This window comes from Rhizobium sp. BK602 (assembly GCF_014195095.1).
Classification (GTDB): Bacteria; Pseudomonadota; Alphaproteobacteria; order Rhizobiales; family Rhizobiaceae; genus Rhizobium.
This window is the reverse complement of the sequence record NZ_JACIBC010000006.1, coordinates 102,518-118,745: the sequence shown is the minus strand read 5'-3', so window position 1 is coordinate 118,745 and position 16,228 is coordinate 102,518. Positions and strand designations below refer to the sequence as shown.

General features: G+C 62.3%; 14 protein-coding genes. 6 read left to right on the top strand and 8 right to left on the bottom strand.

Going from position 1 to position 16,228, the window contains the following annotated elements; all coding sequences use genetic code 11:
- Positions 1 to 22 precede the first annotated feature (22 nt).
- Together FHX11_RS19730 and FHX11_RS19725 are read right to left on the bottom strand one after the other, a co-directional pair.
- Positions 23 to 1,033 (bottom strand): ABC transporter permease, encoded by a 1,011-nt coding sequence (locus FHX11_RS19730; protein WP_184360645.1) that lies wholly within the window; start codon positions 1,031 to 1,033, stop codon positions 23 to 25.
- A 57-nt stretch (positions 1,034 to 1,090) separates the two neighbouring features.
- Positions 1,091 to 2,614 (bottom strand): sugar ABC transporter ATP-binding protein, encoded by a 1,524-nt coding sequence (locus FHX11_RS19725; RefSeq protein ID WP_184359718.1) that lies wholly within the window; start codon positions 2,612 to 2,614, stop codon positions 1,091 to 1,093.
- 165 nt (positions 2,615 to 2,779) lie between these two features.
- Here FHX11_RS19725 and FHX11_RS19720 point away from each other — a divergent pair, with 165 nt between their 5' ends.
- A complete protein-coding gene (locus tag FHX11_RS19720; protein WP_184359716.1) occupies positions 2,780 to 3,805 on the top strand; it encodes a LacI family DNA-binding transcriptional regulator in 1,026 nt (341 codons plus the stop codon).
- A gap of 11 nt (positions 3,806 to 3,816) precedes the next feature.
- A complete protein-coding gene (locus tag FHX11_RS19715; RefSeq protein WP_184359714.1) occupies positions 3,817 to 4,173 on the top strand; it encodes a VOC family protein in 357 nt (118 codons plus the stop codon).
- Positions 4,174 to 4,212: 39 nt separating this feature from the next.
- Here FHX11_RS19715 and xylA read toward each other — a convergent pair whose 3' ends face one another.
- The 5 genes from xylA to FHX11_RS19690 all read right to left on the bottom strand — a co-directional run bounded on the left by xylA (position 4,213) and on the right by FHX11_RS19690 (position 11,334).
- Positions 4,213 to 5,523 carry a xylose isomerase gene (gene xylA, locus FHX11_RS19710; RefSeq protein ID WP_184359712.1) on the bottom strand — a complete coding sequence of 437 codons (1,311 nt, stop codon included), beginning with the start codon at positions 5,521 to 5,523 and terminating at the stop codon, positions 4,213 to 4,215.
- A 184-nt stretch (positions 5,524 to 5,707) separates the two neighbouring features.
- Complete coding sequence (gene xylB, locus FHX11_RS19705) at positions 5,708 to 7,165, bottom strand: xylulokinase (RefSeq protein WP_184359710.1); 1,458 nt, start codon at positions 7,163 to 7,165, stop codon at positions 5,708 to 5,710.
- 39 nt (positions 7,166 to 7,204) lie between these two features.
- A complete protein-coding gene (locus tag FHX11_RS19700; protein ID WP_184359708.1) occupies positions 7,205 to 8,230 on the bottom strand; it encodes a LacI family DNA-binding transcriptional regulator in 1,026 nt (341 codons plus the stop codon).
- Positions 8,231 to 8,479: 249 nt separating this feature from the next.
- On the bottom strand, positions 8,480 to 10,087 hold the full coding sequence (locus FHX11_RS19695; protein WP_184359707.1) for a DHA2 family efflux MFS transporter permease subunit: 1,608 nt from the start codon (positions 10,085 to 10,087) through the stop codon (positions 8,480 to 8,482).
- A 26-nt stretch (positions 10,088 to 10,113) separates the two neighbouring features.
- Positions 10,114 to 11,334: an HlyD family secretion protein gene (locus tag FHX11_RS19690; RefSeq protein ID WP_184359705.1), complete on the bottom strand. Its 1,221-nt coding sequence runs from the start codon at positions 11,332 to 11,334 to the stop codon at positions 10,114 to 10,116.
- Positions 11,335 to 11,499: 165 nt separating this feature from the next.
- Here FHX11_RS19690 and FHX11_RS19685 point away from each other — a divergent pair, with 165 nt between their 5' ends.
- The 3 genes from FHX11_RS19685 to FHX11_RS19675 all read left to right on the top strand — a co-directional run bounded on the left by FHX11_RS19685 (position 11,500) and on the right by FHX11_RS19675 (position 13,994).
- Positions 11,500 to 12,168, top strand: a complete 669-nt coding sequence (locus tag FHX11_RS19685) for a TetR/AcrR family transcriptional regulator (protein WP_184359703.1) — start codon at positions 11,500 to 11,502, stop codon at positions 12,166 to 12,168.
- Between the two features lie 111 nt (positions 12,169 to 12,279).
- Complete coding sequence (locus FHX11_RS19680; RefSeq protein ID WP_184359701.1) at positions 12,280 to 13,119, top strand: GyrI-like domain-containing protein; 840 nt, start codon at positions 12,280 to 12,282, stop codon at positions 13,117 to 13,119.
- Between the two features lie 131 nt (positions 13,120 to 13,250).
- Entirely contained in the window at positions 13,251 to 13,994 is a 744-nt protein-coding gene (locus FHX11_RS19675; RefSeq protein ID WP_184359699.1) for a TerC family protein, read from the top strand.
- Between the two features lie 37 nt (positions 13,995 to 14,031).
- Here FHX11_RS19675 and FHX11_RS19670 read toward each other — a convergent pair whose 3' ends face one another.
- Entirely contained in the window at positions 14,032 to 14,442 is a 411-nt protein-coding gene (locus FHX11_RS19670) for a hypothetical protein (protein ID WP_184359697.1), read from the bottom strand.
- A gap of 317 nt (positions 14,443 to 14,759) precedes the next feature.
- Here FHX11_RS19670 and gltX point away from each other — a divergent pair, with 317 nt between their 5' ends.
- Complete coding sequence (gene gltX, locus FHX11_RS19665) at positions 14,760 to 16,217, top strand: glutamate--tRNA ligase (RefSeq protein WP_184359695.1); 1,458 nt, start codon at positions 14,760 to 14,762, stop codon at positions 16,215 to 16,217.
- Positions 16,218 to 16,228: the final 11 nt, after the last annotated feature.

Below are 16,228 nucleotides of genomic sequence, written 5' to 3'. Positions count from 1 at the left end.
CGCCCCCTAACCCGGCTATTCGTTATTTGCGCGCAAGCGAGCGCTGAACCAGCATGGCGATGATGATGATCGCGCCCTGGATGGCACTCAGCAGATACTCGCTGATGAAATTGGAAAGCAGCATGATGTTGCCGACCAGTTCGAGAATAAAGGCGCCGCAGATCGTGCCCCATACCCTGCCCGCGCCACCCTTCAGCGCCGTGCCGCCGACGACGACGGCGGTAATCGCCTGAAGCTCCCAGAGAATACCCGTCGTTGCCGACGTGGAGCCGAGCCGCGGCACATAGAGAAGCACCGCGATGGCGACGCAAAGCCCCTGGATGATGAAGGCGACGGTGCGCACGCGATTGACCGCCACGCCGGAATAGCGCGCGACGTCGCGGCTGGAGCCGACGGCGATGACATGCCGCCCGTAGCGGGTGCGGTAAAGGATGAAAGCAGCGACACAGGTGACGGCAAGGATGACCACGATCGGAACCGGCACGCCGAACAGGGAACCATAATAGGCAGGCTTATAAAGCGCCTGCACCTCCGCCGGGCGCAGGGTGATCGCGCCGCCCTGCGACAGCCAGGTCGTCAAGCCACGGTAGACGCCCATGGTGCCCAAGGTCGCGATGAACGGCTCGATCTTGCCCATGGTCGTGATCAGACCGTTGGCAAGGCCGCACAGGAGACCGGCGACAATCGCAAACAACACCGCCGCCGCCAGCATCAGGCTCGGATCTGCGATGACGCCCGAGTTCATGAAAAGGATCATCAGGCTGGCGACGAAGGCGACCATCGCGCCGACCGACAGATCGAGATCGCCCGCCGAGATGACGAAGGTCGCTCCGACCGCGATGATCGCGATAAAGGCGCATCTCGTCGCGACGTTGGTGAGATTGGTCATGCCGATGAAATTCGGGTTGACCAATGCACCGACGATCAGAAGCAGCAACAACGCCGCAAACGGTGCCACGGCCCGCAGATCGATATCCTGCCAGAAGCGGCCTCGACGGCCGGTCTTCCCGCCGCTGTCCTCGCCCACACTCATATCCAAAACCAACCTCCCCCCATTATTGCCTGGGAATTCGTCCTTGACTTCGCCCGCTCAGGCAGCCGTCTTTTTCTTCAGGCCCGCCGCATAACGCATGATTTCCTGCTCGGAGATCTCCTCGCCCTCGAGCATGCCGACGATCCGTCCCTCGCGCATTACGGCAACCCGCGTGCACAAGCCGATGACCTCGGGCATCTCCGACGAGATCACGATGATCGAATGCCCGTCGCGCGCCAGCGCCGAAATGAAATGATAGATCTGCTGCTTCGTGCCGACGTCGATGCCGCGGGTCGGCTCGTCGATGATGATGATCTGCGGCTCGGTCTCCATGACCTTGGCCAGAAGCAATTTCTGCTGGTTGCCGCCGGACATGCGGCCGGCGACGATATTGCCGTCACGGACCCGGATATCGAAACGGCGGCGTGCCCGCGCCAGCGCGCTGGCCTCGCGCGCCGCGCTGAGATAACCGAACTTGCCATGTCGATCGAGGGATTGCAGCGTCAGGTTCGCCGTCATACCCGAATTCAGAAGCAGGCCCTTGGACTTGCGGTCCTTGGTCATATAGGCGAGCCCGGCGCCGATCGCCGCATGCACATCATGCGCCGGCACGGATTGCCCGTTGACCACAACCTCGCCGGCAGCCCGCGACCGCAGCCCGACCACTGCCTCCATCAATTCGGTGCGCCCGGAGCCGATCATGCCGGAAAAGCCGAGGATTTCGCCCTTGCGCACCTCGAAGCTGGCATCGCGGACATAGCCGGTCGAAACGGCGTTGACGCTGAGCACGATCTCTTCATCGACATCAGGCTCGTTCTTGGCGGGATAAAGGCTGGAGAGTTCGCGCCCGACCATCAGCTGGGCGATCGATTCACCATCGAGCAATGAGGTCGGCGACGTCTTCACCCATTGGCCGTCGCGCAGGACCGTAACTCGGTCCGTCAGTTCCATGACCTCGTCGAGCTTGTGGGACACGAAGACGAAGCTGGTGCCCTGGTCGCGCAGCTTGCGCACCTGCTTGAACAGGAAATTGGTTTCCTCCCGCGACAGCACGGCGGTCGGCTCATCCATGAAGACGATGCGGGCATCGCGGCTGATCGCCTTGGCGATCTCGACCATCTGCTTGTCGGCGATGGAAAGCGTACCAATCAATGCATTCTCATCGACATGCGAACCGAGGAGATCGAGCACGCGCCGCGTTTCCGCCCGCATATGCTTGCGGTCGAGCACGCCGAAACGCGTGACCTCGCGGCCGAGAAACAGGCTCTCGGTGACGGTCAGATGGTCTGCGAGATTGAATTCCTGGTGGATGATGACGATGCCGAGCGCTTCGGCCGCGCCGTTCGGCGGCAGCTTTACCGGCTTGCCGTCGAGCAGGATTTCGCCCGAGCTCGGCTGCTCGAAACCGGAGAGAACCTTGACGAGGGTCGATTTGCCGGCGCCATTCTCGCCCATGAGCGCATGGATCTCGCCGGCGCGAAGATCGAAGTTGACGCTGAACAGCACCTGCACGCCGCTGAACGACTTGCAAATTCGTCTCGCGGACAGCACCACCGCGCTGTCGACGGCCTCCGGACCCATCGTTTCCTCCCTGTGGCTCCACCCGTTCCCACGCTATGTAAACCTTTACATATGGAGTGTAAAGGTTTACATCATTGTGTATTGCACAAAATTTCGGGGTCGCCTTTGACCTCAACCGAAGTCTGTGTAGTGTCCGGTGCGAGACGAGACCCAAGGCAGAACGCAGTGTCGAATTCCACGCCCGCAACCATCGAAGACGTCGCCCGGATTGCCAATGTTTCGATCGCCACGGTCTCCCGGGCCATCCATATGCCGGAGAAGGTCGCCAATTCGACGCGGCTGAAGGTCAATCAGGCGATTGCGATCACCGGTTACACGACCAACGCCATGGCCCGCAGCCTGCGGCTCGGCCGGTCGAACATGATCCTCGTCGTAGCCCCCGATATTGGCGACCCGAATTTCTCCAGCATTCTCATTGGACTGGAAAACGAAGCGCGGTCACACGGCTACGGCATTCTGATCGGCCATACGCAGAACGATGCCCAGCGCGGGCTGGAATATCTGAAATTCCTGAATTCGAACCAGGCGGCGGGGCTTATCCTGTTCACCGGCATCCTGCCCTTCGGGCACCAGACGATGACGGCGCGCCTGCCGCCGAGCGTCGGCGTCTTCGAGCCGGTCTTCAACGGCGGCATTCCCTATGTCGGCGTCGACGATATCGCCGGAGCCCGCAAGGCCGTCGATCTGCTGATTGCGGAAGGCCACCGCAAGATCGCCTTCATCGGCGATTCGCGCACCCGCCTCGCCTATAGCCGGCGGCGGATGGGCTACGAGGCCGGGCTGGATGCCGCCGGCGTCAATGCCGATCTCCGGATCATCGTCGAAGGCGACGGCACCATTGAAAGCGGGCGGCTGGCTGTCGAGCAGCTGTTCATGCGCGACACGCTGCCCACCGCCTTCATGTGCGTCAACGACCAGACCGCCATCGGCGTCATGATCGGGCTCAGGGCGCGCGGCTACGATATCCCTGGGGATTTTTCGGTGACCGGTTTCGACGATGTGCCCCAGGCCGTGTTCATGTCACCCTCGCTGACAACAATCCGGCAGCCACGCACCGCCATCGGCAAGCATGCGATGGCGCTCCTGCTCGAACTCCTGTCGAATGGGCAGCCAGCCGAAACGGAAATCCTGCTGCGGCCGGATCTGGTAGTCCGCAACTCGGTATCGGCGCCATCGCGCATGCGGCGATAGGCGGGTCAACGATGCGGCTCGGTAGAATCACCCTCTACGTCCGCGATGTCGAAGCGACGATCAGCTTTTACGAGAAGCATTTTGGCTTCAAGCCACTCAGGCTCGAAGGCGACCGGATTGTCGAACTAGTGGCGCAGGATGGCGGCGCCAATCTGATGATCCATCAGGCAGGAAAGGCCCAAAAGATGGGCCAGGTGCTCGTGAAACTGGTCTTCGACGTGGAAGATGTCGAAGCTTTCCGCGCCAAATGCGCTGCCGAGGGACTTGAATTCGGACCTTTGCATCAGGCAGACGGTTATGTCTTCGCCAATGCCAGGGACCCTTCAGGAAATTCCATAGCCATTTCGAGCCGTGCCTTCCGGCGGTAGCTCGGGAGGCGATGAGCACCGCCTCCCGGATCTTGTCGATCAAACGTAACGATTGACGATGTTTTCCAGCAGTTCCTGCTTGCCGGACTTCGGCTGCGGGTTGATATCCTTACTCTCGACCCACTGGGCGATCTGGTCGAGCGAATATTCGCCGCGCAGCAGCTTCTGTCCCTCGGCCGAATCCCAGCCGGCATAACGGTCGGCGAGCGGCTGGGAGAGCGCCTTCTCCTCGATCATCTTCGCGGCAGCCTTCAGGCCGCGGGCGCAGCAATCCATGCCGCCGATATGGCCAATGAGCAGATCTTCCGGATCGAGCGACTGACGGCGCAGCTTGGCGTCGAAGTTGGTGCCGCCGCTCTGGAAGCCGCCGCCGGCCAGAACCTGATAGTAGGCCAAGGTCATTTCCGGAACATTGTTCGGGAACTGGTCGGTATCCCAGCCGGACTGGTAGTCGTTGCGGTTCATGTCGATCGAGCCGAAGATGCCGAGCGCGTTGGCGAGCGCCAGCTCATGCTCGAAGGAATGACCGGCGAGGATGGCGTGACCCTGCTCGATATTGAGCTTCACCTCGTTTTCGAGGCCGTTCTTCTTCAGGAAGCCATAAACGGTCGCGACATCGTAGTCGTACTGGTGCTTGGTCGGCTCCTGCGGCTTCGGCTCGATCAGGATCGCGCCCTTGAAGCCGATCTTGTGCTTGTATTCGACCACGAGGTTGAGGAAGCGACCCATCTGATCCAGCTCGCGCTTCAGGTCGGTGTTGAGCAGGGTCTCATAACCCTCGCGGCCGCCCCAGAGCACGTAGTTCTCGCCGCCGAGCTTGTGGGTGGCGTCCATGCAGGTCTTCACGGTCGCGGCCGAGAAGGCGAAGACGTCCGGGTCCGGATTGGTGGCGGCACCCGACATGAAGCGGCGGTTCGAGAAGAGGTTCGCCGTGCCCCACAGTAGCTTGACGCCGGTATCGGCCTGCTTCTGGGCGAAGTAGTCGACGATCTCGTTGAGGTTCTTGGTGTTCTCGGCGAAATTCTTGCCTTCCGGGCGCACGTCGGCGTCATGGAAGCAATAATAGGGCGCGTCCAGCAGGGAGAAGAATTCGAAGGCGACATCGGCCTTCAGCTTGGCGGCTTCCATCGTGTCCTGGAACCACGGACGCAGGAAGGTCTGGCCGCCAAAGGGATCGCCGCCCGGCCAGGTGAAGGTGTGCCAATAGGCAACGGCGAAGCGCAGATGGTCTTCCATGCGCTTGCCGAGCACCACTTCATCCTTGTTGTAGTAGCGGAAGGCCAGCGGATTGGCGCTGTCCGGCCCCTCATACTTGATCTTGGCGATATCGCCGAAAAATCCGGTGTTCATGTCCTGTCTCCTCAGGGTTTTGGGTATTCGAGTGTTCTTCATTTTGCCGGTAACGCCCCCTCATCCGACCTCCTGAGCTTGTCGAAGGGCGGGCCACCTTCTCCCCGAGGGGAGAGGTATGGGCGGCTGCCACAAGCTCGGTATCCCTCTCCCCTCGGGGAGAGGGCACGGTGAGGGGGGCCCCTTAGACCGCGCTCAGCGGCTTGATGGCCGGATAGAGCGCGCGGTAGCGTTTGTAGGCATCCTCATAGGCGCCGGTGAGTGCGGTGACCGGCTCGATCGTGCCTGCCGTCCGTGGCGGCGTGCAGACCGCGATCGGATCGGCTCCGGTCGCCGCGATCAGGCCAAGACGGGCAGCACCGAAGGCCGCGCCGAAATCGCCGTCGGCCGGCAAGTCCACCGGAATGCCGAGCGCGGTGGCGATCGAGGCCAGCCAGTAGCGCGAGCGCGACCCGCCGCCGATCGCCGTGACGCGGGCGATATCGGTGCCGGCCGAGCGCAGCGCCTCGAGATTGTCACGGATGGCGAAACTGACGCCTTCGAGCACCGCCTGGGTGAGGACGGCGCGGCCGCTCTCGTGGCCGAGGCCGATGAAAGCGCCGCGGATCGTCGCGTCATTGTGCGGTGTGCGCTCGCCGGAGAGATAGGGAAGGAAGGTGACGCTCGACGGCGCCTTCAGCGTCTCCCCGAGTTCGCCCGTCAATTCGGCGGCCGATTTGCCGGTGACGGTCGAATGCCAGTTCAGCGCATCGGTCGCCGACAGGATGACGCCCATCTGGTGCCAAGTATTGGGCAGCGCGTGGCAGAAGGCATGCACGGCGCTTTCCGGCTTCGGCAGATAGGCGCCGTTGGCGGCAAACAGCACGCCGGACGTGCCGAGCGAGACGAAGGCGGCGCCATGGCTGACCGTGCCCATACCGCAGGCGGAAGCGGCATTGTCCCCTGCCCCGCCGGCAACGACGACATCGCCGGCGATACCCCATTTCGACGCCAGTTCGCCACGCAGCTTGCCGGCGGCATCCGTGCCTTCCACCAGGCTTGGCATCTGCTTCTCATCGAGGCCGGTGGCGGCCAACAGCTCGGACGACCATTTGCGCTTGCCGGTGTCGAGCCAGGAGGTGCCGGCCGAATCCGACATTTCCGAGATATGTTCGCCGGTCAGCCACAGGCGCAGATAGTCCTTCGGCAGCAGCACCCAACGCACTTTGGCAAAGATATCGGGTTCATACTTGGCGACCCAGGCAAGCTTCGGCGCGGTGAAACCGGGAAAGACGATGTTGCCGGTCAGCGCCCGGAAACGCGGATCGGCATCGAGGGCTGCCGCCTCATGATAGCTGCGCGTGTCGTTCCAGAGAATGCAGGGGCGCAGCACCTTGTCGTCGGCATCGAGCAGCGTCGCGCCATGCATCTGTCCGGAAAGCCCGATGCCGCGCACGGCGGCCAGCTCCTTCGGATGCGTCGCCTTGAGGCCGGCGATCGCCTCCTCGGTGGCGCTGATCCAATGCGCCGGCTCCTGTTCCGACCAGCCGGGATGCGGACGCGACACGTCGAGCCCGCCATTGGCCGAGCCGATGATCTTCTGGTCGCCGTCGATCAGCATCGCTTTGACGCCGGAGGTTCCGAGGTCGAGACCCAAATACATCAGATGTAACTCCCTATGATCTGCCACCTGTTTCGATGGTCAGGGCAGATTGTCCTGCAAGAAAATATCGAGACGGATGCGCTCCTGGGCGGCAATGACCCCCTGGCCGTCGGCCGTCGCCTTCAGCACGCGGATGGCGCTGCGCACTTCATGGCCGGCATCCTGATTGAGAACGGCATCGATGGTGCCGTCCAGCAGCGCCGCGCGGGTATGCTCGGTGAGCTCGTGGACGACCACCGTCAGGTCATGCCCCTGCCCCGCCGCCTTGAGCGCCCGGATCAGGCCGCGATTGCCGGCGCCGAGGCTGTAGACGCCGATAATGTCCTTGTCCCTCGACAGCGCATCGGAAACGAGCCCGTTGGCGATGTCCGGATCGTCGCGGCCTTCGAGCACCGGCAGCAGCCGCAATTGCGGAAATTCCGACGCCATGAGGGCGGCAAAACCCTGCAGGCGCTCGCGATGGTCACGCACCAGCATGGAGCCGGCAAGCACGGTGATGTCGCCCTTGCGTCCGCCGAGAAAACGGCCGAGCAGCCGCGCCGCCGTCCGGCCCGCGGCGATATTGTCGACGCCGGCATAATGATGCCGCGCCGAGCCGGTGAGGTCCGAAACGAGGGTGACGACGGGAATGCGGGCATCCACCAGCCGGTCGACGGCGGCACGCACCTCCGGCGCATCGGTCGCCACCAGCGCAACGCCGGCAATATCCTCGTCCCGCAGCGCGTCGAGCGCCGCCACCAGCGCCGGCGGATCGAAGGCCGGCACCTCGACGATGCGGATCTCGGTGCGCTCGAGAGCCGAGCGCGTCATCGCCTGGCGCACCTCGGCATGGAGCCCGTGCATGAAGGAATTGTCGCCGGCCGGCAGGACGAAGACGAGCGGGTAGACGCGGCCCTTGGCGAGGTTGGCGGCCGCCACGTCACGAATGTAGCCGATATCGCGGATGGCCGCTTCCACCTTCTCGCGCGTCACCAGACGCACGCCCGGGCGCTGGTTCAGCACCCGGTCCACGGTCGCGAGGCTGACGCCCGCTGCGGCGGCGATATCGAATACGGTGGGTCTCATCCGCTCCTCCTGACCCAACCCTTACTGCGATTTCTGATGTACGTAAATCAGAAATTTTTTTGCCCGGAGCAATTCCAGGAAAAGTGCGCGGCAGTTTTCCGTCCGGAATGCGAAAAAACAAGAAGATGGAGCGTTTTCGCGATTCGAAGAAAAGCGGAAAGGCTCTAAGAATTTTCCTGTCCACCGCCATAACGAAAAAGGGCTTCCCGTCGTGGGAAGCCCTTTTGTCGCAAGAGGATAGGTCAATGTTCAGTGGCCGCCGCCACCGCCGCCGCCCGTGGCATTCGGCTTGCTCAGCATCAGCACGCCAAGGATCATCGCCAGGAACAGGATGGTCAGCATCAGGAAGATATCGCTGAAGGACAGGATCACCGCCTGCTGCGTCGTCATGTTGACCATCTGTTTCAACGCGGCCTGCGTGCCGTCCAGCCCCGAGGCGCTGAAGCTGGTCGCCATGTTGTTCAGCTGGCTGACGGCCGCCTGGTTGCCCCATTGGATATTGTCGCGCAGGTGGAAATAGTGGTGGTCCTGCCGGTTCGTCAGCAGCGTGTTGATGATGGCAAGGCCAACCGCGCCGCCGAGGTTGCGCGTCAGGTTGAACAGGCCGGAGGCGCCGCGCATGCGGGCGGGCGGCATGGTTCCGAGCGCGATATTGTTGATCGGCACCATGCACAGCATCAGCCCGAAACCGCGCAGGATCTGCGGGATCATCAGCTCGTAGAAATCCCAGTCCGCCGTCAGGTGCATCATGATATAGGTGCCGGCCGAAAAGCTGGTGAAACCGATGATCATCAGGATGCGCAGGTCGACCTTGTTCGACAGCATGCCGGCAAGCGGCGCGGTGAAGAACATCGCCAGACCCGAAACGAACATCGTCTCGCCGATCTGCAGGGAATCATAGCCGCGAATACGGGCGAGATAGAGCGGATAGATATAAGTCAGGCCATAAAGACCGATCCCCATGACAAAGGAGAACATCGAGCCGAAGGAGAAATTCTTGTTGGTGAAGGCCCTGAGGTCCACCACCGGGAACTCCACGGTGAAGGCGCGATAGAAGAAGACGATCGCGCCGACGGCGGAAGCGATGGCGCCCGCCACGATGTAATTGTCATTGAACCAGTCGTTGGTGTTGCCCTCTTCCAGCACATATTCCAGCGCGCCGAGGAAGACGCCCATCGAAAATAGGCCCCACCAGTCGAACTTCTTCATCAGCGACAGCTCGGGCTTGTCGAAATCGATGAAGTTCCAGGTGACGATGGCGACGACGATGCCCGGCGGGATATTGACCAGGAACAGCCAGTGCCAGGAGAAGGCGTTGGAGAGATAGCCGCCGACGGTCGGGCCGATGGTCGGCGCCAGCGTGGCGATCAGGCCGATGATCGGCGAAACGACGTTGCGCTTCGACGGCGGGAAGATGGTGAAGGCGGCCGCGAAGACCGAGGGGATCATGCCGCCGCCGATGAAACCCTGGATCGCGCGGTAGATGATCATCTGGTCAATGTTGGTGGCGGTCGCCGCCAGCGCGCTCGCCGCGGTGAAGCCGGCGGCCGAGATCGCGAAGAGATAGCGCGTCGAGATGATGCGCGCCAGCGTTCCCGACAGCGGGATCATGATGACTTCGGCAATCAGATAGGCCGTCTGCACCCAGCCGATTTCATCCGAGCCGGCGCTCAGGCCGGCCTGAATTTCGCTGAGCGAGGCGGACACGATCTGGATGTCGAGGATCGACATGAACATGCCAAGCACCATCGCCAGGAAGGCGATGAGCTTTTTCGTATCGATGTGGTCTGCCGCGGGCGGCGCGGCGGGGCCGGCCGCACGAGGGGGCGACCCGGCTGTAGTGCTGGCGGACGACATGGCGCGTCTCTCCCGAGCTTGATCTCTTACTTGTTCGGCGCCGTGCGGGTGTCGACGTCGACAACGACGCTCAGGCCGGCGCGCAGACGACCGGTATCGAGTGCGTCCTGCGGCAGAGCGATGCGAACCGGCACGCGCTGGATGATCTTGGTGAAGTTGCCCGTCGCGTTCTCCGGCGGCAGCAGCGAGAAGACCGAGCCGGAGGCCGGCGAGATCGATTCGACGGTGCCGACGATCGGATCGTCGCTAAAGGCGTCGACATGGACCTTCACCTTCGAGCCGGGAACCAGATGCTGGATCTGCGTTTCCTTGAAATTGGCATCGATGTAGAGCTGCCGGGTCGGAACCAGCGCCATCAGCTTCTGGCCGGGCGACACGAGATCGCCTTCCTGGACCGAGCGGTTGCCGACGATGCCGTCATAGGGCGCCTTCAGGACGGTGAAGGAAAGGTCGCGCGCAGCCTTGTCGCGAGCGGCCTCGAGGCCCTTGATCGTGCTTTCGGCCTGGCGGCGCTGGGCCTGCAGCAGGTTGATGTTGGCCTGTGCCGAGGCGATGGCGGCATCGCCGCCGACGAGGTTCGCCTTGGCCTGGTCGAGCGCGATATTGGCGCTGTCGAGCGAGGCCGTGGTGCCGACCGACTTGGCCTGCAGCTCGGCGGCGCGGGTCTGGGTGATCTGCGCGCCGCGCACCGTCGCCTCAAGGGCGACCTTCTGGGCCTGCGACTGCGCAAGCGTCGCTTGCGCGGCGGCAATCTGCGCGTCGATCGTGTGCAGCGAAAGCTGTTCGGTGTCGAGCGAGGCCTGCGCCTGTTCCAGCGCCAGCTTGTAGTCGCCATCGTCGAGCACGGCGAGCACGTCGCCGGCCTTGACCTGCTGGTTGGCGACGACATTCACCTTGGCGACGTAGCCGGTGACCTTCGGCTGGATGATGGCGATATCGCCGCCGATATAGGCATCGTCGGTGGAGACCATGAAGCGGCCGGTCGTCCACCAGTCATAGCCGTACCAGCCGCCGCCGACGAGCGCCGCAACGATGATGATCGGCAAGACCAGGCTGCGCCGCTTCTTCTCGGCCGGCGGTGGGGCCACCTGTGCCGGAGATGCAGGCGCAGCCTGGGCGGGGGCTGGATTGCCGCGCGTCTCGGCGGAAGGCGCTTCGGCGGCTCCGCCGACCCCCCGCACATCCACTTCGGCATCAGCGGAATCGTTGACGATGCGCGCTACGTTGTTACCATGACTTGACGACATTGCCTTACCACCGGAAAATCTGGGTAGAATAAATCGAACTGAACGGTTCGGTTCAGTTGACATAGAGCCTTTTTCTATCCATATCAAGTGGTATCGAACCGCCCGGTTCGATTTAATTCGGGAATCTGATTAAGATTCTCAAAAAGTGATCGAGTGAAGGAGCCGATGAAAGACGAATCGCAAACTGCCGCTGTCCTGAACGCACCCGCTTCGGGCGGACGCTTCGCCGCCGGCGAAGATCCGGCCAAGCGCCAGCAGATTATGGACGGCGCCAAGCGTGTCTTCATGAAAATGGGCTTCGATGCCGCAAGCATGAACGACGTCACCCGCGAGGCCGGTGTCTCGAAAGGCACGCTCTACGTCTATTTCGCGAACAAGGAAGACCTGTTCTCCGCGATGATCGACAACGAGCGCGCGCATTTCGTCGCGAACATCCGCACGGCGCTGGCGGATGACGCCGATGTGACGGCCAGCCTCTACGAATGCGGCATGGTGTTCGTGACCCATATTACCTCCGACAAGACCATCAACGCCATGCGCACCGTCATCGGCGTGCGCGAACGCATGCCGTCCCTCTGTCAGGGCTTCTTCAAGGGCCCGGAGAACCTGCGCACCGTCCTGCGCGACTTTCTCCAGCGCCAGGCCGCATTGGGCCGCGTCGAGATCGAGGATTTCGACATGGCCGCGCGTCAGTTCCTGGAAATGGCCGGCGGCGGCTATTTCAAGCTGAGGCTGTTCGGCGACCTGGAAGCGCCTCCCGCCAAGGAGGAGATCGATTATGTCGTGCGCGGCGCCCTGCGCGTCTTCATGAAAGCCTACGGCACCCAGCCGTAAGCCCCTGCCTGACGGATCGCCGCCGGCCGCTTGAATTCCAATCCCGCAATTGCGATCAAATCTCCCGCCCGGCCGGCGTCTAGGAATGAGCCGGCAACCAGGGAGTAAAGCATGAGTGCGATCGCAAGAGCGATATGGTTCATCGAAAGCCATTTCGCATCGGATATCTCGCTGGACGAGATCGCCGACACGGCCGGCCTGTCGCGCTACCATCTCTCGCGCGTCTTCGGACTGATCACCGGCCACTCGATCAGCGGCTATATCAGGGGCCGGCGCCTCAGCCGGGCCGCTCTCGCATTGATCGACGGCTCATCGACCATTCTCCAGGTTGCCCTCGACGCGGGCTACGGCTCGCACGAGGCATTCACCCGTGCCTTTCGCGAGCAGTTCGGCATGACGCCGGATAGCTTGCGCAAACAGGGGCACGTCCGAAACCTTGTTTTGCTGGAGCCTATCAGAATGGACGATAACCGCCTTCCCAAACTCGACGCGCCGCGTTTCGAGACCCGCGCCGCAATGCTGCTTGCCGGCCTTGCGGAAACCTATGCCCATGAAGCCACACAGGGAATTCCCTCCCTATGGCAGCGGTTCAACCAGCATTTCGGCTTCATCCCGGATCAGATCGGCAACGTTGCCTACGGGGTCTGTACCCAGGAACCGGGTTCGACCGAAAGCTTCCGCTATATGTCCGCCGCCGAGATCGGCAGTGCCGACAACTTGCCGGAGGATTTCACCACCCTGCAACTGCCGGCACAGCGCTATGCCGTCTTCACCCATCGCGGCCATATTTCCGGCATCTCCGCTACCGTGCAGCAGATCTTCGGCGAGTGGCTGCCGCAATCCGGCCACCAGCACGGCGGCACCCCCGACATGATGGAACGCTACGACGATCGCTTCGATCCGCGTACCGGCATGGGCGTGACGGAAATCTGGATACCCCTGAAGGCATGAGGCTGCGGGCACCGCCGTGAAAATGGTGGCGCCGCTTGCACCGGCGATTTCGCTCCTTACATTACCGACCATCATGAGAGAGCCGGAGCTGGGGGTCAGCGTCGGCGACGCTGGCCAGAGGGAAATCGTTTATGGATATTGTAGGCTTGCTGCAGGACCCGAGCGCATGGGTCGCGCTCGTCACGCTCGTCGTCATGGAGGTGGTCCTCGGTATCGACAACCTCATCTTCATCTCGATCCTGACCAACAAGCTGCCGCCCGAACACCGTGAGAAGGCCCGCAAGATCGGCATCGGCCTCGCGCTCATCATGCGCCTCGCTTTGCTCGGCACCGTTGCCTGGATCGTGCAGCTCACGCAGCCGGTCTTCGAACTCTTCGGCCAGGGCTTCTCCTGGAAGGACATGATCCTGATCGGCGGCGGTCTCTTCCTCGTCTGGAAGGCGACCAAGGAAATTCACCACAATGTCGATCCCGCCGAACATGGCGAGGACTTCATCGCCAAGTCGACCACGTCGACTTTCGCCTCGGCCATCGGCCAGATCCTGCTGCTCGATCTGGTTTTCTCGATCGACAGCATCATCACCGCCGTCGGCATGACACCGCACCTGCCGATCATGTTCGTCGCCGTCATCGCCGCCGTCACGGTCATGCTGGTGGCCGCCACGCCGCTTGCCAACTTCATCGAGAAGAACCCGACCATCGTCATGCTGGCGCTGGCCTTCCTACTGATGATCGGCACGACGCTGATCGCCGAAGGCATGGGCTTCCATGTTCCCAAGGGCTACGTCTACGCCGCCATGGCCTTCTCGGCCCTGGTCGAGGTGCTGAACATGCTGGCGCGCAACAGACGAAAGAGGGCCGCCGGCGGCCATTGAGCAACCGGCCCGCACCCGCCTGAGGGTGCGGCGCCCCTTACTCCTGAACGTGGACGTCGACCCATTCGCCGACGTCGCCCCGACCGTAAATATCGACCGTGATCCAGACATTGCCGCGAACGATATAGTTTGCGGCATCGTCGCTGATGGTGCCGCCCGCGAGCATCGCTTCCAGACGCTGGCGGTTGGCGGGGTCCGAAAAGAAGCTGTCGCCCTGGTCGCCCCGGTCGCGGCGTCTGTAGGCATGGTAGTTGGCGCGATCCTGCCGGATGATCTGCCACGGCACCGTCAGCCGCTCTCCCTTGGAATTATAGAGGTCGTCGGAGCCGATATAGGCCTTGTAACTCTCAAGAAGACGGGCCGAACCATCGCGCGTGATCGTCGACTGCGCGGCAGCCGGGCAGATCATCGCTCCCGCGAACAAAAAGCTCAAAATGAATTTCTTCATCGCTTGCTCCACTGGTGAATTAAGGTCCTATTCTGCCACTATCGTAAAAATTGCAAATGGAAATTGACGCATGCGCCTCTCCATTTTGCACATTTCCAAAAGCGGTGACCGGCCTCGTGCCGGCCTCCGCTCCATGTCATCACGCAGTTTCCCTTGACGTCATCCATTGAATATGGCCTAAGGCCAGCCAAACGGAAAACGCGGAATTGAAGCGCAAGACGCCCTTTTCCGGCCAGTTTCCTGATCCAGATAAACATTTCCAGCCGGGCAGCGCTTATCCCAAGCAGCGGCCTGGCTTTTTCTGACGGGCAAACAAGATGAGCACTTCCGGCGTTCGCGTCCGCATCGCACCCTCTCCCACCGGCGAGCCCCATGTCGGCACCGCCTATATCGCGCTGTTCAACTATCTCTTCGCCAAGAAGCACGGCGGCGAGTTCATCCTGCGCATCGAGGATACCGACGCGACGCGCTCGACCCCGGAATTCGAGACCAAGGTGCTCGACGCGCTGAAATGGTGCGGCCTGAAATGGTCGGAAGGTCCCGACATCGGCGGCCCCTACGGCCCCTATCGCCAGAGCGACCGCAAGGACATCTACAAGCCTTACGTCGAACAGATCGTGACGGCCGGTCACGGCTTCCGCTGTTTCTGCACGCCCGAGCGCCTGGAAAAGATGCGCGAGGCGCAGCGCGCCGCCGGTCTGCCGCCGAAATATGACGGCCACTGTTTGAACCTTTCGGCCGAGGAAGTCTCGACGCGCGTCGCCGCCGGCGAGCCGCATGTCGTGCGCATGAAGATCCCGACCGAAGGCTCCTGCAAGTTCCATGACGGCGTCTATGGCGATGTCGAAATCCCGTGGGATGCGGTCGACATGCAGGTCCTGCTCAAGGCCGATGGCATGCCGACCTATCACATGGCCAACGTCGTCGACGACCACCTGATGAAGATCACCCATGTCGCGCGCGGCGAAGAATGGCTCGCATCGGTGCCGAAGCACATCCTGATCTATCAATATCTCGGATGGGACGCGCCGCAGTTCATGCATCTGTCGCTGATGCGCAATGCCGACAAGTCGAAGCTGTCGAAGCGCAAGAACCCGACCTCGATCTCCTATTATACCGCGCTCGGCTATCTCCCCGAGGCGCTGATGAACTTCCTCGGCCTGTTCTTCATCCAGATCGCCGAAGGTGAAGAGCTGCTGACCATGGACGAGCTTGCTGCGAAGTTCGACCCGGAAAACCTCTCCAAGGCCGGCGCGATCTTCGACATCCAGAAGCTCGACTGGCTGAACGGCCGTTGGCTCCGCGAGAAACTGTCGGAAGAGGAGTTCCAGCAGCGAGTTCTGAGCTGGGCGATGGAAAACGATCGGCTGAAGGCCGGCCTGAAACTGTCGCAGTCGCGCATCACCAAGCTCGGCGAACTGCCCGATCTCGCCGGCTTCCTGTTCAAGTCCGACCTCAACCTCGATCCCGCCGCTTTCGCCAAGATCAAGTCGACGCCGGAAGAGCTGCTGGAGATCCTGAACACCGTGCAGCCGGACCTCGAAAAGATCCTCGAATGGAATGTCGAGACGATCGAGGCCGAGTTGCGCGCCATCGCCGACCGCATGGGCAAGAAGCTGAAGGTGATCGTCGCCCCGCTCTTTGTCGCGGTTTCGGGCTCCTCGCGCTCGCTGCCGCTTTTCGATAGCATGGCGATCCTCGGCCGCTCCGTCGTCCGCCAGCGGCTGAAACTGGCCGCCCAGACCGTTGCGACCCTCGTCGGCCCGAAGAATTGAACCGGACTTTA